20 protein-coding genes, 1 tRNA gene and 1 pseudogene are annotated in these 20,747 nt (G+C 51.9%); 9 read left to right on the forward strand and 13 right to left on the reverse strand.

The features are described 5' to 3' along the window. Positions 1 to 200: 200 nt before the first annotated feature. Positions 201 to 1,097: a LysR family transcriptional regulator gene (locus C4N23_RS10485; protein WP_055190009.1), complete on the reverse strand. Its 897-nt coding sequence runs from the start codon at positions 1,095 to 1,097 to the stop codon at positions 201 to 203. Positions 1,098 to 1,112: 15 nt separating this feature from the next. Continuing rightward, positions 1,113 to 1,814: a tRNA (N6-threonylcarbamoyladenosine(37)-N6)-methyltransferase TrmO gene (gene tsaA / locus C4N23_RS10490; protein WP_242983774.1), complete on the reverse strand. Its 702-nt coding sequence runs from the start codon at positions 1,812 to 1,814 to the stop codon at positions 1,113 to 1,115. Positions 1,815 to 1,928: 114 nt separating this feature from the next. Here tsaA and C4N23_RS10495 point away from each other — a divergent pair, with 114 nt between their 5' ends. Then, positions 1,929 to 2,144 carry a helix-turn-helix domain-containing protein gene (locus C4N23_RS10495; RefSeq protein ID WP_055190007.1) on the forward strand — a complete coding sequence of 72 codons (216 nt, stop codon included), beginning with the start codon at positions 1,929 to 1,931 and terminating at the stop codon, positions 2,142 to 2,144. Positions 2,145 to 2,149: 5 nt separating this feature from the next. After that, on the forward strand, positions 2,150 to 2,443 hold the full coding sequence (locus C4N23_RS10500) for a hypothetical protein (protein WP_055190005.1): 294 nt from the start codon (positions 2,150 to 2,152) through the stop codon (positions 2,441 to 2,443). 47 nt (positions 2,444 to 2,490) lie between these two features. Here the strand turns inward: C4N23_RS10500 and C4N23_RS10505 are convergent, their stop codons facing one another. After that, a complete protein-coding gene (locus C4N23_RS10505; protein WP_112145911.1) occupies positions 2,491 to 2,655 on the reverse strand; it encodes a FeoB-associated Cys-rich membrane protein in 165 nt (54 codons plus the stop codon). A 157-nt stretch (positions 2,656 to 2,812) separates the two neighbouring features. Here C4N23_RS10505 and C4N23_RS10510 point away from each other — a divergent pair. The 7 genes from C4N23_RS10510 (at position 2,813) to C4N23_RS10540 (ending at position 13,435) form a co-directional block, all read left to right on the forward strand. Beyond that, positions 2,813 to 2,889: transfer RNA gene (locus tag C4N23_RS10510), tRNA-Val, on the forward strand. 445 nt (positions 2,890 to 3,334) lie between these two features. Beyond that, positions 3,335 to 3,784, forward strand: a complete 450-nt coding sequence (locus C4N23_RS10515) for a hypothetical protein (protein ID WP_055190176.1) — start codon at positions 3,335 to 3,337, stop codon at positions 3,782 to 3,784. 247 nt (positions 3,785 to 4,031) lie between these two features. After that, positions 4,032 to 5,651 carry a recombinase family protein gene (locus C4N23_RS10520; RefSeq protein WP_242983775.1) on the forward strand — a complete coding sequence of 540 codons (1,620 nt, stop codon included), beginning with the start codon at positions 4,032 to 4,034 and terminating at the stop codon, positions 5,649 to 5,651. A gap of 383 nt (positions 5,652 to 6,034) precedes the next feature. Further along, positions 6,035 to 7,174 (forward strand): XRE family transcriptional regulator, encoded by a 1,140-nt coding sequence (locus C4N23_RS10525; RefSeq protein WP_242983776.1) that lies wholly within the window; start codon positions 6,035 to 6,037, stop codon positions 7,172 to 7,174. Positions 7,175 to 7,543: 369 nt separating this feature from the next. Beyond that, on the forward strand, positions 7,544 to 12,013 hold the full coding sequence (locus tag C4N23_RS10530) for a P-loop NTPase family protein (RefSeq protein ID WP_112145915.1): 4,470 nt from the start codon (positions 7,544 to 7,546) through the stop codon (positions 12,011 to 12,013). A 104-nt stretch (positions 12,014 to 12,117) separates the two neighbouring features. Then, positions 12,118 to 12,795: a DUF3990 domain-containing protein gene (locus tag C4N23_RS10535; protein WP_181567117.1), complete on the forward strand. Its 678-nt coding sequence runs from the start codon at positions 12,118 to 12,120 to the stop codon at positions 12,793 to 12,795. Then, on the forward strand, positions 12,776 to 13,435 hold the full coding sequence (locus C4N23_RS10540; protein ID WP_112145917.1) for a helix-turn-helix domain-containing protein: 660 nt from the start codon (positions 12,776 to 12,778) through the stop codon (positions 13,433 to 13,435). Before C4N23_RS10535 ends, C4N23_RS10540 begins: the two co-directional genes overlap by 20 nt. Before the next feature lie 104 nt (positions 13,436 to 13,539). Here C4N23_RS10540 and C4N23_RS10545 read toward each other — a convergent pair whose 3' ends face one another. The 10 genes and pseudogenes from C4N23_RS10545 to fabF all read right to left on the reverse strand — a co-directional run bounded on the left by C4N23_RS10545 (position 13,540) and on the right by fabF (position 20,743). Then, positions 13,540 to 14,226: a tyrosine-type recombinase/integrase gene (locus C4N23_RS10545; RefSeq protein WP_242983777.1), complete on the reverse strand. Its 687-nt coding sequence runs from the start codon at positions 14,224 to 14,226 to the stop codon at positions 13,540 to 13,542. Positions 14,227 to 14,288: 62 nt separating this feature from the next. Further along, positions 14,289 to 14,579 (reverse strand): annotated as a pseudogene (locus C4N23_RS10550) (recombinase family protein); the annotation flags it as partial. 87 nt (positions 14,580 to 14,666) lie between these two features. Beyond that, positions 14,667 to 15,017, reverse strand: coding sequence for an LPD28 domain-containing protein (locus C4N23_RS10555; protein ID WP_112145919.1), 351 nt, complete (start codon positions 15,015 to 15,017; stop codon positions 14,667 to 14,669). A gap of 12 nt (positions 15,018 to 15,029) precedes the next feature. Then, the gene (locus tag C4N23_RS10560) at positions 15,030 to 15,368 is read right to left on the reverse strand and encodes a DUF3846 domain-containing protein (RefSeq protein WP_112145921.1); all 339 of its coding nucleotides are present in this window, start codon (positions 15,366 to 15,368) and stop codon (positions 15,030 to 15,032) included. A 98-nt stretch (positions 15,369 to 15,466) separates the two neighbouring features. Beyond that, on the reverse strand, positions 15,467 to 16,336 hold the full coding sequence (locus C4N23_RS10565) for an Rpn family recombination-promoting nuclease/putative transposase (RefSeq protein WP_097839713.1): 870 nt from the start codon (positions 16,334 to 16,336) through the stop codon (positions 15,467 to 15,469). A gap of 65 nt (positions 16,337 to 16,401) precedes the next feature. Then, positions 16,402 to 17,112 (reverse strand): Sak single strand annealing protein, encoded by a 711-nt coding sequence (locus tag C4N23_RS10570; protein ID WP_112145923.1) that lies wholly within the window; start codon positions 17,110 to 17,112, stop codon positions 16,402 to 16,404. Between the two features lie 72 nt (positions 17,113 to 17,184). Continuing rightward, positions 17,185 to 18,384 (reverse strand): ATP-binding protein, encoded by a 1,200-nt coding sequence (locus C4N23_RS10575; protein WP_112145925.1) that lies wholly within the window; start codon positions 18,382 to 18,384, stop codon positions 17,185 to 17,187. A 121-nt stretch (positions 18,385 to 18,505) separates the two neighbouring features. Next, complete coding sequence (locus C4N23_RS10580; RefSeq protein WP_242983778.1) at positions 18,506 to 18,967, reverse strand: hypothetical protein; 462 nt, start codon at positions 18,965 to 18,967, stop codon at positions 18,506 to 18,508. Between the two features lie 70 nt (positions 18,968 to 19,037). Next, on the reverse strand, positions 19,038 to 19,502 hold the full coding sequence (gene fabZ / locus C4N23_RS10585) for a 3-hydroxyacyl-ACP dehydratase FabZ (RefSeq protein ID WP_097839693.1): 465 nt from the start codon (positions 19,500 to 19,502) through the stop codon (positions 19,038 to 19,040). A gap of 2 nt (positions 19,503 to 19,504) precedes the next feature. Next, entirely contained in the window at positions 19,505 to 20,743 is a 1,239-nt protein-coding gene (gene fabF / locus C4N23_RS10590; RefSeq protein ID WP_112145927.1) for a beta-ketoacyl-ACP synthase II, read from the reverse strand. Between the last annotated feature and the right edge of the window lie 4 nt (positions 20,744 to 20,747).

The following is a 20,747-nucleotide window of genomic DNA, read 5'->3' on the forward strand; positions in this document are numbered from 1 at the left end:
GTTGTCCCTTTGGCATACAAAAACACCCCATTTCCTAAACAGTATACCATACTGTCTAACAAATAGGGTGCAGTTCAAATGCAGTGCCGGGGGTGTTTTTTACGTTCTGAAAGTGTAAGCATTATCTAAACCAACATGCTTCCGGGGCGGCAGCATGTTGATTCAGATTGAGCTTATGATAGATAGGCGATTGCCTTTGTTTAGCAGGTGCCTTCGGCAGGGGATTGCTGCGCCAACTCCATAAACGCCTTCATCTGGGGCGTGAGCCACTTATCTTTGTGGTAGAACAGCTGGCGCCGCATGGTCACGGTGCAGTCGGGGACGTTCAGGCGGGCGACTCGCCCGGCGGCGAGGGCGTCCCGGACGATGTATTCCGGCAGGAAGGAGAGCCCCAGCCCCCGCTCGACCATCTGGCACAGCAGCGCGGCGCTGCCCAGTTCCAAGTAGGGTTTGATGGACAGTTGATGCGCTTCCAGTACCTGATCGAGGGCGTCACGGTAGCTCATGCCCCGCTCGGTGAGCAGAAACTCCTGCCGGGCCAGCTCCTCCAGCGTGACGGCGTCCTTTGCCGCCAGCGGGTGCCCGGCGGGGGCCACGAAGCAGATGGATTCCGGTATATCCAGCGCCCGCACGATGCTGGGCTGCACCAGCGGCTCGTCCAGCGTGTAGGCGAGGTCCACTTGGTTGGTGCCCAGCCATTGCATCATCTCGTCCGCCGTGGCCGAGTGGAGCACCAGCTCCACCTGCGGACAAAGCGCGTGGTATCGCTGTAAAAGGTCGGGCAGGAAGGCGCTGCACAGGGAGTCCGCCAGTGCGATGCGCAGGGTGCCGCCCACCTGCCGGGCGGGCTGAAGCGCGGCCTTGGCCTGTTCGGAGGTCGCCAGCAGGGTCCGAGCGTAGGATAAAAAGGTCTGCCCGGCGTCGGTCAGGCGGACGGTCTTGCCCACCCGGTCGAACAACGGAGTCTCCAACTCGGCCTCCAACTGCGCGATCTGCGCCGACACCGCCGACTGCGAGTAGCCCAGCTCCCGCGCGGCGCGGGAGAAGCTGCGCAGTTCCGCGATATGGAGAAATGTGTTGATGATTCGCAGCTCCATGGTGTCTCCTTTGGCTCAACGGCGGGAAATGTCGGTCACGGTCAGGGTGTCGCCATCCACCTTGAAGTGGACTTCCAGCCCTGCAAACTCCATGCCGTACACCCGCTCCGGGTCGTGCTGGTAGGAGGGCCGGGGGTCGTTTTCCAGCACTCCCCGCAGCCCGTCCCGCTCGGCGGCGGGCACCTGCGCCCAGACCTCCTCCGGGCAGACGACCTCGACGTGGTGGAACTGGGTCTGGGCCGTAAAGCCTGCCGCGGCATCCGGGTGGCAGTCGGCGTAGGGGATGTAGGGTTTGATGTCGTAGATGGGGGTGTCGTCCATCAGGTCAGCCCCGCGCACCAGCAGCACCGGCCCCACCTCCGGCCGCATCTCGATGCCCTCCAGCTTCACGCTGGAAAGGCCCAAGGGGTTGGGCCGGAAGGGCGAGCGGGTGGCAAACACGCCCATCCGGGTGTTGCCGCCCAAGCGGGGCGGGCGCACCGTCGGCGACCACGTATCCCGCACCGCGCCCGAAAACTGCCACACCAGCCAGATGTGGCTGAAATCTTCCAGCCCGCGCACCGCGTCGGCGCTGCGGTACTCCGGTGTGAAGATGATCTCGCCCCGGAGGCTGTCCACCAGCCCGCTCTGCCGCGGGATGCCGAATTTGGTGGGAAAGGCGGTGCGGATGTGGGCAATGACCTTCAGCGTCATGGCTTCGTTGGATTTCTGGTTCATGGCAGACAGTCTCCTTGTTGGAAAAAAGTTCTTGACAATGGGGAAAAGCAGCAGTATAATACAACTAAAGATTGTGATGTGTTCGAGCTGTCCAAAACGGAAAGGAGATATGCTATGACAGACGGCGCACAAATTGCTTATTATATCTGGAATCGGGACCTGAAACTGAGCCATGTGGCGAAGGTGCTTGGCATCAGCACCTCCACGCTGAAAAACAAGCTCAGCGGCAGGACGGACTTCAAGGTGAGCGAGGCGGATACCCTCTCGTCGCTCTTGGGGCTGACCCCGGCTCAGCGGGACTTGTGCTTTTTCTGCGGCGGGCGGAGGTGAGCGGCATGACGGAAGATCAGCGCGCCAAGACCAAGCTGGCGCTGCGCCGCTACGGCACCCGCCAGTGGGCTTGCAGCCCGGCCAACGTGGGCTGGCGGCGGGCCATTGAGCGGACGATGGATTACTACCAGCAGACCGACCCCACCCGCGCCGACCTGATGCGGCTGCGCTACTTCGAGCGCCGCACCGAGGACGACACCATTGAGCGGCTCCACATCGGCCGCAGCACCTACCAGAAGGCCCAGACCGACCTGCTCAGCACGGTGGCGGTCTACGCCGCACAGTACGGCGCGTTATAAGCAGACGGAAAAGGACTCCCGGCGCTTCGGCTCCGGGAGTCCTGCTTTCACTGTTCTTTTTTCTGCGGGTGGTTGCAGCGCTCGTGGCACGTGGAGCAGTTGCCGCCGCAGCCCTTGCCCTCCCAGCCGTCATGCCGGGAGATCCAGATGACCGCGTAGGTGAACAGCGCTGCTAAGACCAGAACCGTGATGATTCCGCGAATGGACAGCATCGATAAGACCTCTCTTTTGCGCCAGTAGGCACATTTTTAGTATACACCATTTTCCGCAAAAGAGCAACTGCCCCGCCCGGCAAAAAAATTTGCCGGAATCGAAAATTGAGGCTTGCAAAACCCTTTGCGTTGTGGTATAATCTCCTTGTTCCGATTCGGAGGATTAGCTCAGCTGGTTAGAGCACCTGCATCACACGCAGGGGGTCTGGGGTTCGAGTCCCTAATTCTCCACCATACAGTTCGTACTCGAACCCGATTCTTTACGAAAAAGGGTTCGGGTACGTTTTTTGTTTATCGGAGGTTCTGCGGAAGGACTACTCGGAACGGTAAACGAGCAAAGGCAGGGTATCACTATGATAGTGGTATCCTGCCTTTTGCTTTGCGGAATCAAGTTCGCTTTGTGCGAACTTGATCGCCACCTATATGGCGCATTGAGGGCAATTGCTGCGTACGTGCGTACCGGGAGCCTGTACACCTCTGGCAAGGTGTAACACACTAGACTTTGTTCCAAAGTCCGTGTGCTAAGGGGGCAGGCTCCTTAGAATTCCTGTGGAGTGTGTACGCACGTACGCAGGAAAACGGCAAAATTTCACTATATCGGGGTGTTCTTTCATTGGAGAGTATGGTATACTCGGCTTAGTTCAACAAATCGGAATTGAGGGAGTAGGAGAAATCGAGATTGGAGGATAAGTTGGTGAACAAGATTTTCAAAGGTCTTATTCGATTTTTGATAGAAGTGATAGTTATGACTGTTTTGATTGTTGGGATCAACATATTTACGAATGGTATGTATCTTTGGGGATTGCCCCGCATAAATGATATTCAGTCTGTAAATATCACGTATCCGAGTGTCACGGATGATGTTAAAGAAATTTCGAGCAGTGAGGACATTGAGTTAGCCTTAAAGCTAACGGGATTTCTGAAATATGATTTATTTGGGGAAGTGAATAGCGAAGAAGAACCCGCTATTACAATTACTTATTTTCTCAAGGATGGAACAAGCAAAACAATCTCCGCTAATAACACTACTGTCTGGTGGAACAATAAAATTCATGTAATCAAGGACAAGGAAATGTTTGTCAACCTAACAGAGGGAATTTTCTTTCTGGAAGATTTACAAACAAAGTAAATCAATTCCAGTTTGCTGTACTCGTTCCTAGCAGGGTTTGGGGCAGGCACGCCCCAACAAGAAGCTGTCCCAAAGGGGCAAGAATTTTCGAGAATTGAAAATTTGTGGCCACGGGACGATTCTTGCTCTCACCTTTTTCGCTGCGTTTCGCAATTTTCACATTTCAATCTGCTCGCAGATTGTTGACAAGCTGCGCTTGACCCGATACTATAAAGGCAAGTCGAATACACGCCAAGGAGGTGCAACCATGACCGCCGTGATCTACGCCCGCTATTCATCCGACAGCCAGCGTGAAGCGTCCATTGAGGGACAGCTGCGCGACTGCAAGGACTACGCCGAGAAGAACGGCATCACTGTGGTCGGCACCTACATTGACCGTGCCTACTCTGCCAAAACGGATGACCGCCCGGACTTCCAGCGGATGATAAAGGACAGCGCAAAGAAAATTTTCGATGTGGTTCTGGTCTGGAAACTTGACCGCTTTGCCCGGAATCGGTTCGATGCCGTGAACTACAAGTACCAGCTGGAAAAGAACAGTGTCCATCTGGTGTCTGCCATGGAACCCATTTCGCAGGGGCCTGAAGGCATTATGGTGGAGAGTATGCTTATTGGCATGGCGGAATACTATTCCGCCGAACTCGCCCTGAAGGTAGCGCGCGGTGAGCGCGAAAACGCCCTCCAGTGCAAGTACAACGGCGGTGTGGTGCCGCTGGGCTTCACCATTGGCAAGGAGGACAGGCTGTACCATATCGACCCGGAAACGGCTCCTATTGTGCAGGAGATCTTCAGCCGGTACGCCGACGGCGAACCGGCTGAGAAGATTGCCGCATCCCTGAATGAGCGAGGGCTGCGCACCCGCACCGGGAAGCCGTTCGTGAAGAACAGCTTCTTCCAGATTTTCCGGAACCGCCGTTACATAGGTGAATACCGATATAAGGACATCGTGACACCGGGCGGCATTCCCGCCATCGTGGATGAGGACTTGTTCAACCGGGTGCAGCAACGTTTCGAGCAGAACAAGATCGCCCACGGTCGCCCTGCGAAAGAGGATGTGAGCTATCTGCTGACCACTAAACTGTTCTGTGGCAAGTGCGGCACCCTGATGGGTGGCGAAAGCGGCACCAGCCACATGGGAAACACCTACTATTACTACAAGTGCGGCAACGCCAAACGCCATGGCAAGGCGCACTGTGACCTGAAAGCCATTCGCAAGGAGCCGCTGGAGCGGTTCGTGGTGGACACCGCCATTAAGGTGATTTTTAGCGATGAAATCATCGAACAGCTGATAGATTTGGTCATGGATGCCCAGCAGCAGGAGAACACCCGGCTGCCTGTCCTGAAAGACCAGCTCCGGGACACGGAGAAGCGGCTGGCAAACCTTCTGGAAGCCATTGAACAGGGCATCCTGACCCCGACCACCAAGCAGCGGCTGGACGAACTGGAAGCCCGGAAGGAAGCCCTGAACACCAGCATTCTGGAAGAAGAGCTGAAAAAGCCAGTCCTGACCCGCGAATGGATGCGGTTCTGGTTTGAAAAATTCCGCAAGGGTGACATGAGGGACATGGAACACCAGCGGCAGATCATTGATACCTTTGTCAACTCGGTCTACGTTTTTGACGACCGGGTCGTGCTCAATTTCAACTTCACGGACGATTCCAAAACCATCTCCCGTGAAGAGGTGTTGGGTTCGAGTGCTGTGGACAATGCTCCACCAAACATGAGTCACCAACTTTGGTTGGTGGCTCTTTTTTGTTGCATTCTCGTTCGTAAGTCTGTGTGTGGAGAATTAGGAACTCGAACAGGGCGGCGGTGCGAAGCGCCGCAAGCAATCAGCCCAGTGGGCTGTTGCTTAGCCCGCGGGTCCTAGACCTGTAGGAAAGTCTACCGGGGACACGGTGCTTGCCGGAGTGCCCTTTCACCAAACGTAAGGCCGTTTACCTGAAAAGGTAAGCGGCTTTTTCTTGTATCTACGTGCTTTTTGATACGAAAAAGTGAAACGAATTCACTTTTGCATATTGATAATGAAACGTGTAGGAGGCCCCTTTTTCAGTCGTTTGTAGCAAGTTTGTAGCAGATCTGTAGCAAAATTCGGAGAGGAACGGCAAAATGGCTCTGAAAACCCGATTTTTGCAGATTTTTGGGTGTAAAATTTTATCCTTGAATTTTGTGCAGAATGACGACGGTGCTTTTCATTCGGATTCTGATGCCGTACAATAAAGGAAAAGATCATGGATGAAAGGAGAAATCGCTGTGCGCTACACCATCCGGCATTTTGATTTGCCGCTGCTTACCTTTGAAGCAAACATGGACAGTGCAGATACTGGCCTCCATATTATAAAAGTCTACGAAGAAAACCGTTCTTTTCTACCTTTGAATCTGACTGTATCAGAAGATGGTGTAGAACGCTGGCTGCGGCATCGCGCAATTCCGAAGAACCGAGCGTATGTAGACGCTCTGCTCTCTAAGGTGGGGCTTTCTTTGAATCGACCGCTTGGAATTATTGCAGCCAATAAAGGTCTTTCACTCAATGATTGCTTTTGGGTAGATGCAGAGGGCTCCGGTGACACCTTTAAAAAAGTAAATCTTTACGATAACCGATTCAGTCAGGTGCTGGCCGCAATTGCCTTTACAGGATATGGCAGTAGCATACGAACTTCGCTTGCGTCCTGCCCGGAGTTCTCGACCAACGGGATGCTGCCAAAATGCTGGCGCAGACAAAACGGAAAAATCTATCTTTATAAAGGTGGCACGTCAGGGTTCAGCTATTTTGGATTTGAACCGTACTCGGAACTGTATGCTTATCAAGTTGCACAGGTGATGGGCGTGAATGCGATTCGCTACACCCTGACAAAAGATCTGAAAAAGACGCTTTGTTCCAAGTGTGAGCTGTTCACCAGCAAAGAGTATTCTTATATTCCCATCGGACAGCTTGTGTCCAAAGGCGGGATGAAAGCGATTTTTGCGTATTATCAGACGTTAGGTCAGAACTTTGTGGATGCGCTGGAAGATATGCTGGTCTTTGATGCGATCATCTGCAATACAGACCGCCACTATGGAAACTTTGGTGTGCTGGTAGATAATAAGACCAACACGATTGCGGCACCTGCACCGCTGTTTGACCACGGAAACTCGCTGTTCAGTTTGGGCGGAACGGATCTTTGGGACAACCAGAAAGCGTTTGATGAATATGCCCGCACACTGCTTCCGCTTGCATACGATGATTTTTTTGCAGCTGCAAAGAGTGCAATGAAACCTCGTCACCGTGCAATGCTCCATAAGCTGCTGGATTTCCATTTTGACCGCAGAGCGACACGTTATAATCTGCCGCCAAATCGCTTGAAGATGATCGAAAAAGAGGTACAGCGCAGAGCAAGAGTGCTTTTAGGGTGAAAAAGAAACCGTCAAACGTAAGAGATTGCTATCTCATGCGTTGACGGTTTTATGGTTTGTGGGGATATTATTCTTCTGGCAGAGCCAAAACTTCATCCTTGACCAGTTGATTGGCCTTATCAAAGGCTTCGGGCTTCGATTATCTGGTTGGCTTTCGGATGGAGATAGACTTCATCCGGCGTTTTGAATTTGGGCGTGTGCCCGACAGCACGTTTCAGGATATCTTTGCACGAAAAGAAAACAGAAAAACAATAGTCAGCAGACGTAAAGCTATCATAATTTGAAACAAAAGCTCTTGACAGAAAGCTATTTGCAAAATATCCTTAAAAATAAGCAGAAACATTGACCTCTAAAAATAAGGAGCGGACGATGGCATTTGAATTAGGCGGACGCGCTGATAAGTTTGGCAATCGATACGAACGAAGATATTTCGTGTCTCTCATGGCAAAGGTTTTGCAGGGCGGCCTGCTGAGTGTACAGAGTGAGCCCACAGGTGACGATGAAAGCGGCACGGACATTATCGTAGAATACCAAGGCGGAAGGAAGGATTTTCACCAGTGTAAGGCACGCAACGGCAGCAATGAGCACTGGACGATGTCTGCGTTAGCACGGCATAAGGTGTTTCAGCATATCAAGGAACATGTAAAGACGGAGCAGAATCACTTTGTGTTTGTGACTGCACTTCCCTTTGTGGCGCTGAATGATTTGTGTCTGACGGCCAGAAATTCGGACTCCTGTCAGCGCTTTGTAACGGATCAGCTGACGACGCATGACCGAAAAAATCTATTCGATCAGTGGCGAAAAAATCTTGGACTGGGAGAGACAGCAGCGGATCAGGAACAGGCTGCATTCTATCTGCGGCAGTTTGAAATATGTACGCTCAGTGATGATTCGGTAGAGGGAGATCAGTGGAAATACGTGCTCGGCAGTATGTTCACCGGGAACCCGGATGATGTCTATGATGTCCTTTTGAACCTGACGGAGAACGATAATTATGGCAAAACGCTCACGGCGGGGATATTGCAGCAATATCTGGAACAGCGGGGATACCAGCGCCGGCTTCTGGCCTCCGATACCAATATCCCACTGCAGATCGAGCGTCTGAATCATCGGTTCAAGTCCCACTTCCACCCCATCGGCGATCATCCTTTCCCCATACAGGAAGCTCACACGGTGTTGCAGACCATTCTGGCAGGCAAAAATGTTTTGCTCCTTGGCGGTGCAGGCATCGGCAAAAGTGGTTGTGTGCAAGCATTGTTGGATGAGCTGGATAATGAGCATATTCCGTACTTGGCGCTTTCAGTTGACCAAAAGGTTCCCCAAGGCACACCGGAATACTACGGCGAAGCTTTGGGATTCAGGGCTTCGCCAGTGCTTTGCCTAGAAAGCCAGTTGGCCAGTGGTCAGATGGGCGTTCTCATCTTAGACCAGTTGGACTCCCTTCGCTGGGCGACCCGTTCCTGCGAAGAAGCACTGGATGTCTGCGGAGAGATGCTGCGGCAGGTGCAGGCTTTGAGCTGCAGTGGAGACCGGGTTGTCCGGGTCGTTTTAGTCAGCCGCAAGTTTGACTACGAGAACGATCTGGCACTGCGCAGGCTTTGCACTCTGGCAATCCCTGAGCAGTCCGATCCCTGGGAACAGATCAAACTGCATGCATGGGACGAGGAACGAGTGGAATTTTTTGTAGGCAAAGAACGTTATGCCCGTATGCTGCCAGCCATGAAGCGCATTTTGCGAACCCCCTGTTACTTATACATCTGGCAGTTCCTGGAGGATGCACGAAAAGATAATGCGTTTACTACTCCGGTTGACCTGATGCAAGAATGGAAAACGCAGATCATTCAGCATGGAGAGCAAAAAAACATCCACGCAGATGCCATCGAGTCATTTCTAAACGCTTTACTGAGCTTGATGCAGGAAACTCCTTGTGTCCCGGAAATGGCTCTCCCGGGCAACCAGCAGGTGCAGGAATTCCTGATTTCAGAAAACGTATTATACAAAAATGAAGGCTGTTTGGCATTTGTTCATCAAAGCATGGCCGATTACCTGAATGTAGAGTGCTGGCTGCAAGATATTCTGCACAGGAAAAAGGTGGAAGAACTTCTGCCTTCTTACAATGCCCAGGGGCCGGAATATCGGGTGCGGCTGCAGATGCTCTGGCAAGTGCTGCTGCGCGCTGGCACAACATTGTTTTTAGACAGAGCCGAAAGTTTTCTGACCAGCAAAAACATCCGCTATTATTACAAGTGTACCGTTTGGGAAGCGCTCGGGCAGATAGAGGCTCCCGGAGAAAAAATCATAGCGTTCATTCAGGCGCACTGGAATGAAGATGTCTGGAGAGAAACAATTCTGCACCGTGTTTTCTGGGGGCACAGTGCATTTATTCGGCAGTATGTAACGGCCGGGTTTGCCGCATCTTGGGCCGACCCCACGGCGTTGTGGTTGCTGCGCCCGCTTGTAACGAGCGACCAGGCTTTTGTAAGAGAAGCGGTGCTGCCCTATATTGGAAAAACGCCGGAAAATGACCGGAATATTTTAAGTCTGTTCTGGATGCACAAAAATCTGGAACGTCAAACGGTTGAACTATGCCTGCAGATCCTGAAAACACAGCCAGCCCTGGGGCTGAATACCAGTGAGTACGAAGCCTGGGTGGAGACATGCCCTGATAAGGCGGTGGAATATCTGGCCCTTGCCTTTAGACAGGTATCGTCACATCAGGAATATATCGCACCAAAATTCATGGAACTTTCCCAGAAATGCCCCAAGGGTGTATTGGAAACGCTGTGTCCGTTGGTAATTGAGGTATCCAAAGGGGAGGATGCTCGGATGCGATGGCGAGCGTATGACAGATATTACAATGGTGTACGCTGCTATGTAAAGCTGATACAGGATTCGCTGCAGCAGCTGGTGCAGCAGGATCTTCCGTATGTAGAAAAATTTATAGCAAATCATCTGCATACAGAATCTTGGTTGGAACATGAATGGATTTTAAAAACGCTCCTACTTTTACCGGAGCAAGACGCCATGCTGGCCTATCAATGGCTGATGGAGAAGTTCCCGGAACACTTTCTAGACATAACGAGCCCGGAAGAGCGGATGACGACCTATGCGGCAGAGGTTCTGAAAAAGTTCTCTCCCTTCTGGTCCGATGATCAATTTGACCAAATGGAGCAGCGCATTGTTTCCAATCGCTCTCCCAATATGCTGGAAATCGCGCGAGAGCGGTTTAAACAAAAAGGATATTGGCCCTACTGGGGCGGCCTGCAGGAGACGCTTTTGCCCGCGATGGATCCAGCCAGAAGCAAAAGCAAAGCACTGCAAGCTGTGCTGCAGCGCCGGAAAGAGCAGGGCTTTGGAGATGTATGGTATAAAAAAGGAGGGCTCATAGAGAGCTATACCGTTCGTTCGTCCATTGCAGATCATGCAGAAAAGCTGAGCGATGCGGCATGGATCCGATTGCTCACTTCGGACATGTTGCATCTATCACCTCGTGATACCATTCAGCAGCACTTCCATCGGCCGGGACTGGAATCCTCTCCCAGAGAGTTTGCCCGGACACTGGAAAATTTTTTCGTCACAGAGCCTTTGCGGCTGGCTGGTATTGCAGAAAAACTACCCGAGCAGATTGATGCGCATTATTCGGCGGTAATCCTGAATGTATTCACAAAAAAAGAAGTATTTGATGCGGTCGGGTTTGAAACTGTTGAAGCCGTCGCTGAAAAATTCACACGCTGCATGACAGCGGAGATGGATTATGAGCTGGCTTCAGGATTTTGCGGTTTACTGATCAACCACCCGGAAGCCCCTTGGTCTGCTGAAAGCTATCAGCGTCTGCGCTTTCTGGCAGTTGAGCATAAAAATCCGCAGGAAAACACATACAATATAACATCGTGTAACGACCCACAGAACAAATCCTGCCAGTGTCTCCGGGACAACGTACTGAACAGCATCCGGGGGTATGCGTTCCGAACGATCGCAGAAACTTTATGGAAGTGCCCGGAAAAAGTAGAGGATTGGAAGACCGTCCTCGAGCATGGTCTTCAGGATCCGCATCCTTCGGTTCGCTATGCCGTGATAGATGCACTTGCAGCAGTCAGTAGAGTAGACAAGCCTTTTGCCTGCGAAGGCTATTGGAAAGTTTTGCAGCAAGATCCGCGCTGCATTTTACACTATACATCCGGATGGTTTATCATGCAGCTTTACCCAGTCCATCCGGAAGAGTGCCGTGCCTGTCTGATCTGGGCATTTGAGCAGAGCGAAACGGAGCAGGATCTTGTTCGTAATGCTGCCCGTATTCTGGCTGAGCTGTGCATCAAAGGAGATCCCGATGTCCATGCCTACCTTTTCCAAAGGCAGCATATGCCAGAACAGGCCTATGGAATTTTGGATCAGTGTTTCGACGACCTAAACCAGGAGCCTAAGAACACCGCTGCCAAGCAGCTGCTGCTTTATATACTGCAAAATTGCCAGGAGATCCCGCAGCATATCGTATGGCAGTATTGCCGGGAGCCTGGGCCTCACGATCCGGACATTTTACAGGTTTTTGTGGAACGGTGTGCAAACCGGGCTGAGTACGCTTTGATCCGCTTTTTTCTGGAGTCCAGAAAAGAAAACAGCTCTGCTTGGTGGGAAAATCTGTACATTTTTTGCGCCCGGGCCTGTGAGGATGCAACTAAGGGATATGGCCTTGCCGTCGATGATTTCTGCAAGCTTCCGTTTTTGCTGCTGGAAACAGCGGCTACTGTGCAGCAAAGAGAAAAAGCTCTGGACGTTTTTGATGAAACTTTCCGTAGCAATGTCATCCAGATGGAAGATTTTTTGCGGGAAACCAATCGATAATATAAAAACAGAAAACATCTTGTGTTGTGCATAGCGTAATTCTCATATAAAGCTCTTGCACGCATACTCCTGCGGGAGTATAATTAGAGCGAGGAGGTGGTTCTGTGGAAAAAACAATTCATCACGGTTCGGATCATATTATTGAAAAGCCAAAGTTCGGCTATGGTAAGACCTATAATGATTACGGTGTTGTTTTTTACTGCACCGAGAATCCTAACATGGCAAAAGAGTGGGGCGTTGGCATCGACCACAATGGCTACGCTAACCGGTATGAAATCGAATGCGATGGTTTGACCATTCTGGATTTGAACGCTCCCGGTTACACGATGCTGCATTGGCTGACGATTCTTTTGGAGAACCGCGAATTCGATACTTCTGCCCCGCTGGCCGCAGAAGCCAAAGAATACCTGATGAACACTTTTCACCTCGACTATAAATCTGCTGATATCATCATTGGCTACAGGGCAGATGACAGCTATTTTTCCTTTGCATCCGATTTTATCAACGGTGCAATCTCTTACCGCCAGTTGTGCAATGCCATGCGCTTGGGCAAGCTGGGGCAGCAGTTCGTGCTGAAAAGCAAAGCGGCCTTTGAACAACTGGAATTTCTCGGCTATGAGACCGTAGACTCTAAAGAATGGTATAAGAAAAAGGCCTTCCGTGACCAGACAGCCCGCCGCCAATATTTTGACGTGGAGCGCAACCGCCGTCAGAGGGGAGACCTTTATATTACCACGATTCTCGACGAGGAGATGAAGCCCAATGATCCACGCTTACGATAAAAGCTATCTTTCTGCTGCACAGAAAAATCTTGCCCGGATGTTGGATTATCTTGTCAACGATCTGCACTATCCGTTGGAGACGGCATGGCAGTGGTTTGTGACCAGTGAACTGTCTGCCCGGTTCGAGCAGGGGGATTGTTCTGCGTTGGTGGGCTTGTCCGGTGTAGAACTTGCCCGCGCTGTATTGGAGCAGGCGGGCGAAGCCGTGCCCATGCAGAAACCCTCGTATGCCTACGACCGCAGCCCGGAATACTGGACAGGCTGGGCTCTTGCCTATTACCAGTGGCTGACCAGTTTGCGCTTTGCGGAGATTGAACAGGCAGTGTCTATCACGAAAGTGCGGCTGCTGTATACGCCCTACCACGAGATGGATGTACGGCAGTTTGCAGACAAGATGAACGAGTTGTACCGTGCGGCAAAGCCGGAAACAAACCTGAAAGCCATGCGCACATTGGCCGGATTGAGCCAATCGGAACTGGCAGGGCAGGCTGATGTGCCTGTGCGTACCATCCAGCAGTACGAACAGCGACAGAAGGACATCAACAAAGCACAAGCAGAAACGCTGCTTCGCCTTGCGCGTGCGCTGAATTGCAACGTGGAGGATCTGATAGAGAAAGTTCCACCGCTGAATTTTAAATAAGAATGAAGCGATGAGACCTGACACAGATTGTGCAAACAAAAAAGAAAGCTGCCATCCATGAGAGAAAAATTCTCACGGATCGGCAGCTTTTCTCTTTGAAGTTGTTATGCCTTCGTTGTGGTCAGAACTTCATCATTGACCAGCTGATTGGCCTTATCAAAGGCTTCGATCATCTGGGTTGCTTTCGGATGGAGATAGACTTCATCTAACGTTTTGGATTTGGGCGTGTGCCCGACAGCGCGTTTCAGGATATCCTTGTTGACGCCTGCGCGGTCACAAAGGCTGGCGTAGGTATGGCGGGTGGTGTAGGGCGTATAGGTGGCGAGCTTCCCGGTAAACTCCGGCTTGCGCTTACCATTTTCGTTGTAAGGATTCGGCTGGATGCCGATTTCCTCCAGGAAAGGATAGAACTTGCGGTTACGCCAGTTCTTTTCGTTCCAGAAACCGCCTTTTCCATTGGGAAAGAGCGGACCGTTTTTCACAGAGGTGGCATACGCATGTTCAAAAACCGGAATGCCAAAGTCGAGAATGGGAATGATGCGGTTGCGTCCGGCCTCGGTCTTGCAGCCGCCGATCAGATAAGCACCGGATTCCGTGCGGTGAAAATCTTCGTGTTTGAAGTGCAGCAGCTCATAGATACGCACTCCGCAGGCCAGAAGAGCAATTACCATCTGCCCGGTGGGCGTGTCCTTTTGGTTCAGGATCAGCGTCACCTGTTCGTCCGTGAAAATCTCGCGTTCCGGAGATTTGCGTCCTTCGACTTTCAGGACAGATGCAAGGTTGGCATCCACGACACGCCAGCCAATGGCTGTGCGATACAGCTTATCTTCGTGATAAAAATATGGCGATAGATGTACAGATCTCTGATATCGTACAGAGTAAAACCTTCTTCTGCATTTCTGGACATCCGGGACACTGAATCGAACACCACCGTATCTCCTGCTTTCAGAACCCGGTAGAGCTTCAGCCACTCCGGGCGAAAGATGGATGTGCCAGTGTAGGCTTCCTGCACGATGTGGGCAGTCGGGTACTCGGCCTTGATGTTGCGGATTTGGCGGTCAATGCTCTGTTTTGCCGTAGAGATGCGGCAATAGCCATAGATGTTCATTGTGCTCCTTTCTGGCTCAAAGATAACGAGCGACATTTTTAAGACTGTGTTTTGCACCTTGAAATGGTCTGAAAACGGCTGATTTTAATACAAAACAGAATATACGGTATTTTTAATACAGTTTTAGTGGGCATAGGCAGTCATAAAATCAGAAATGGTAGTGCACGGTTTGTGATTGGCGGTGTCCTCGCCATCCAAAGGAGCGTAGTTCCAGTCGGTGTCCTCGTCAATATATCGCCGCCCATCATCCGGCAGTTCCAGCGGTTCCGCAAGAATAATGGTGCCCCAGTGGTTGACCATCACAAAGGGCGCGATCTCACAAGGGATGCCCCGGCACTCGTCATCATGCCGAACATCGTAGGCGTACAGACCATCCGGAATGGTATCTCTCTTGATGCGGATGCTGGTGAACAGCGCAGGCTTTCCGCAAACTGTAATCTCCTCGTAGTGTTCGGTCATTGCATTAAAGGTCATAATCTGTCCTCCTTAGATTTCAATGATAAAAGCTCTGAATTTCTCTTTGTAGAAATCCATTGTACTCTGCGGCAGGGAAGTCAGATTCCCTTCGTTGTCACATCCGGCCAGAAATCCCGGCCCAGCAAGAACATCGGCTCCATCCCACAGCGGACGATTGAGCGGCAGGCCAAGCAGCTTGCCTTCATCATTGCAGACCAGTGTGACCGCTGAACCGGTGTCACTCAATGTGATGCATTCGATCAGCCCGCCTACAAAGTTCTGCATGGCTTCAAGGGTGTTGTCCAGTTCGATCTCCTTTGGCAGCTCCATTGGCAGGAGCGCAAGGACTTTGATTTTTTCGTCTTTCACTGTGTGCCTCCAAATAAAAACAGGACAATCCACGCGGACTGTCCTGCAAAAGTAAAGGGAGAGCATCCGAAGACGCTCCCCCCTAAGTCATATACAGTTTAGTTGATGCCAAGCTCTTTCATAAGCTTGTCACGGTATGTTTCGTCTTCAGAAGCCCGCTTGACATCTTCAATACGGCTCTGATCGAGGAGCTTCTTAACAAGAAGTGCCATTTGATTCTTGCCTTCGATTTTACCTTCAGCTTTTCCTTTGTTTTCCACTTTATCAAGCACATCACACATATTGCGTGGGCCTCCTTTCTGGCCATCGGTATTGGTATTATACGCTTTCTCAAACCGATTATCATTCGTCATAATACTCAGCAGTTGAAGCGTTTCCTGCACATGGGTCAAATCCTGTGAACTCGGAATGTAGTCGCCGTTTTCCTGCTTCTGCACAAAGTAGTCTGCCACGACCTTAAAATCGCTCTGGAAAAGCTCTACCTGCTCGTGGGTCAGATAGGCGATCTGGAACAAGTTGATCTTATAGTCGTTGACATACGGCTCAAATTCTTTTGGAATGTTCAGTCGCTCTTTCAGGGAAAGCGGCCCGTTCCACGGTTTATCATGGCCGAAGTAGAGTACCAGCGTCACAACGGGATAGAGATTTTCGCTATCACCAAGTAACTGCGCCCGGTACTCTGCGCCATCGTAACCGATGACACGGAGCGGCATATTGGGGTCAGAAGCGGTCTGGTTTTCAAAACCGATACAGGCCACGCGAATATTTCCGTTCTTCCAGCGTTTGGCAACATCTCGCTCGATCTCACGAATCCTGCCATCTGCCTTGTAGTAGGAGCGTGGAGCCTGATCTTCCAGTTCATCCGCAGACAGAACTTGTTTGCCGTTGAACAGAAGCACATTCACAATGTCCGAAAAGACATCGTTATAGGATTCCAGAATTTTTTCAGATGTATCCTTTTGCGCCATGCCATCACCTTCTTTTCTCTTGTTATTATAGTAGCATACGGCTGTGAAATTTACAAGCATTTGCCTTATGCTACGTTCAATCTGGTTGCCTTATAGCAGTCTGCGCACATCCCCTCATGGGTGGCTGCAAACTCTGCCGCCTGCATGATGGAGCCGTCCTTCAGCTTGACCCTCTTGATGGGCTGGTTGCAGCGAGCGCAGATGCAGGGCACAGGCGGCTGTTCCTGCTTCGGGGTAGAGGATTTCGGCTTCGGCTGCTTTTGCGGTTCTGCCTCCGGCTGCGGTGCGGCATCCTCCGGCAAATCCTCTCCGGCGTAGACATACAGACCCAAGCCGAACATAGCAAGGTTCTTTACCAAGCACCGCATGATAGCTTTATTCACATCGAACATGGAGGCTGCTTCTACGGTACGTTCTTCCATGCCGATCTTTTCACGGCGGCGGGTCTGCGGATTGTAGTCCCATTTCGTGGTGGTGTAGGTGTAAGGCACAGCTTTCATGGCTTTGTTTGCGCCATCCAGTACAGGCAGCCACATTTTGTGCGAAACGCCCTCAATCGTGACAGTGGTATACACCATGAAGCCGGTTATGGGATCATAAACATAGGGCAGGCCGTTAAATTTCTTGACTTCGTAGCTGGCAGAAGGATACAGCTTTTTCACCTCTGCCCAAGCGTACGCCCAACTTACATATTTCAGTTCCGTGTTGCCGGACTTTTTGACTTCCAGATGATCTTTGAAGTCGATAGCAAATAATTTTACGAATGGATTTTCCATAAGAATGCCTCCAATTCTGATAAAGAAAAAAGGGCACAACAGCGTCAACTGTTGTGCCCCATGATGTGAAAATTACGGATTGAGCAGAAAATCAATGATGTTTTGATGAATGATTCCGTTTCGGCTTAAATTCATCAAATCACCACTGATAACATACTTAGGATAGTTGTCGTGCAGCCGCTCAAGATTACCGAACTCCCGTTCTTCATCGGCGGGAGTGATCAGGTAAGCAACCTGAATATAGAGCTTTTCATCTCCACGGTAGCAGATAAAATCAATTTCGGTGTCGTCCAGCTTGCCGACCTGAACTTCATAGCCACGGCTCCGCATTTCCAGATATACGATGTTCTCATACAGCTTGTTGCTGTCAGGTTTTTCGCTTTTCTTGATAACGTTCCGTAGGCCAAGATCGACTGCATAGTACTTTTCTGTGCTGGACAGGAGCGCTTTTCCTTTGATATCATAGCGGCTTGCATTCAGAAGGATAAAGGCTTCCTTGAAATAATCAACGTAGTTCAGTACGGTAGCAGTGGTTGTCTTGATTCCTTCCGAAACCATGCGTCCACTGATATTACGGGCAGAAAACGGATTGCCGATATTGTCCAGCAGGAATGCAAGGACATTACGTAATGCGGTCTGTTCGCGAATATTGTGGCGCAGCATGATGTCACGGACAATGATAGCCTCGTAAAGATCGTCCAGATAGGTGGTGATTGAATGATCGTCAGGGAGGAAGAAACGCTGCGGAAAACCGCCGTACTTCAAATAGTCTGCGAAGAGCTTTTCATCCGAAGTATAGGTTCCGTTTTCAATGCATTGCTGTTTTGCTTCGGCCAGCGAAAAGGGGAAAACTTGAATCTGGATGTATCGTCCGGAAAGATAGGTTGCCAGTTCGCCGGAAAGCAGCTTGGAATTGGAGCCAGTCAGGTAAATATCACAATCGAAATCGACACGAAGAGAATTGATTGCAATCTGCCAGCGCTCCACCTCCTGAATCTCATCCAGAAGAATATAGATTTTGCCGGTGCAGCCTTCCGCTTTTTTTGCGATGTAGTCGTAAAGCGTTTCTGCAGTACGGGTGTTGCGGAAGCGCATGGACTCAAAATTGGCCTGAATAATGTTCTGTGCGGGAATGTTGCGCCGGAGGAGCACGTCCTTGATCTGACCGAGAAGGACTGTTTTTCCACAGCGCCGGATTCCAACCAGAACTTTGATCAGATCCTGATCGATAAAAGGAATGATCTTATCCAAATAACTTTTGCGCAGAACCATCGTGCATCACCTCATATTCTTATCTTAGCATACAATTATTGTTGTGTAAACAGTATTGTGCTTTTATATTAAATAAAAATAGCTGAATCACGAATTTTGTGTGCCTATAGGCGCACAAAAATTATGCCGCATGAACGATGGTGAATCTGCGGCTGCTTACATTTTTGCTGTACTGGTTGAAAATGTCCGGCTGTTCTTTCTGCAGACGTTGGGAATCCACACGCTTGCTTTCGGAGGATACCCACGACACCTTATAGCCCGGTGCTGTGCCATAGGCAGCATCCTGCATTTGTAGCTTGACCTGCTGCTCGATGGCTGTTTTCTCCTGTTCCATCTGCTCGATTTGGTCAGAAAGCTCCTGCCGCTTATCCAACAGGTCGCGGATGGGATTAAGATCGGCAGTTTTGTTTCTATCATCTGCAGAGTACAGCTGATTGATCTGCTGTGTATGCTCCACCAAACACGAGTCACCAACTTTGGTTGGTGACTCTTTTTGGGTGCATTCTCGTTCGTAAGTCCGTGTGTGGAAAATTAGAAACTCGAACTCCGGCGGCGACGAAATTTTGAGCAGAAAATAACACAAAAGGCAGGGTATCACCGTGGCGGTGGTATCCTGCCTTTTTGCATGATAGAACGTGTTTTGAGGGAGAATTTTACGCTTCCCCCACCACAAAGGTCAATTCCGCCGTAGCGGCACATTTGCCGTCCACATAAGCCGACGCCTTGCCGACGCCGACCGGGCCGTGCTGTTCCACCAATTCGCAGTGGAGGGTGAGCACGTCGCCGGGGATGACTTGTCTGCGGAAGCGGGCGTTCTTGATGCCGCCGAAGAGGGCCAGCTTGCCCTTGTTTTCGGGCAGGGAGAGGACCGCCACGGCGCCGGTCTGGGCCAGCGCTTCGAGGATGAGCACACCGGGCATGACCGGGTGGCCGGGGAAGTGGCCGTTGAAAAATTCCTCGTTGCGGGAAACGCACTTGCGGCCGATGGCCCAGCGGCCCGGCTCGTAGTCGAGGATGCGGTCCACGAGGGCGAAGGGATAGCGGTGGGGCAGGAGGGCGGCGATCTGTGCGCTGTCCAGCGCGTTCGCGTTCTCCCGCACGGTGCGGGGTTCTGCCATGGTCAGCCCTCCCATCTGCGCAGGGCGATGCAGGCGTTGTGCCCGCCAAAGCCGAGGCTGTTGCTCAAAGCGTAGGTCATGGCCTGTGCACGGCCTACATTGGGCACATAATCAAGGTCGCACTCCGGGTCAGGCTGCTGGTAGTGGATGGTGGGCGGGGCGAACTGATCCCGCAGGGCCAGCGCGGTGAACACCGCCTCCACGCCGCCCGCGCCGCCCAGCAGATGCCCGGTCATGCTCTTGGTGCTGACCACGGTGAGCTGCTTTGCGTGTTCCCCGAAGACCGCGTGGATGGCGGCCGTCTCACAGGAATCGTTCATGTGGGTGCCGGTGCCGTGGGCGTTGATGTGATCCACCTGCTCCGGGGCGATGCCCGCATCGGCCAGCGTCAGCTTCATGCAGTCGATGGCTCCTGCGCCGCCGGGGGCCGGGGCGGTGAAGTGGTAGGCATCGCAGTTGGCACCGTAGCCCACGACTTCCGCGTAGATCTTGGCACCGCGTGCCTTGGCGTGATCCAGCTCTTCCAGAACCAGCACGCCGCTGCCCTCGCCCATGACGAAGCCGCCGCGCCGCGCATCGAAGGGGAGGCTGGCTGCGTCCGGGTCAGTGGACGTGGAAAGGGCCTTCATGCTGGTAAAGCCGCCGATGCCCAAGGGGCTGATGCAGCTTTCCGCACCGCCGCAGACCATGGCGGTCTCGTAGCCGTCGCGGATGCGGTGGAAGGCGTCGCCCACGGCGTTGGTGCCGCCCGCACAGGCGGTGACCGGGCAGGTGCAGATGCCTTTCAAACCAAAGCGGATGGCGATCTGTGCCGCTGCCATGTTGGCGATGGACATGGGCACGAAATAGGGGCTGACCTTTTCCATCCCCTTTTCCTCGCCGCGGGTGTGCTGCTCCTCGATGGTGGGCAGCCCGCCGATGCCGCTGGAAAGGATGACGCCGGTGGTCTTGGCATCTGCTTCGGTGTCGAGGCCGCTGTCGGCGAGAGCTTCGGCGGCGGCGGCCAGCGCCAGCAGGGTGAAGCGGGCCATCTTGCGGGCTTCTTTTTTGTCCACGACGGTCTCCGGGTCAAAATCCTTCACTTCGCCCGCCAGCTTGCACTTGAAATCGGTGGTGTCGAATTGGGTGATGGGGCCGATGCCGCATTTGCCTGCCTTCGCGGCGTCCCAGCTGGCAGAAACGCTGGTGCCAAGCGGGTTTACGGTGCCGAGGCCGGTGATCACGACTCTGCGTTTTTCCATGAGA

This window comes from Faecalibacterium hattorii (assembly GCF_003287455.1).
GTDB classification, from domain to species: domain Bacteria; phylum Bacillota; class Clostridia; order Oscillospirales; family Ruminococcaceae; genus Faecalibacterium; species Faecalibacterium hattorii.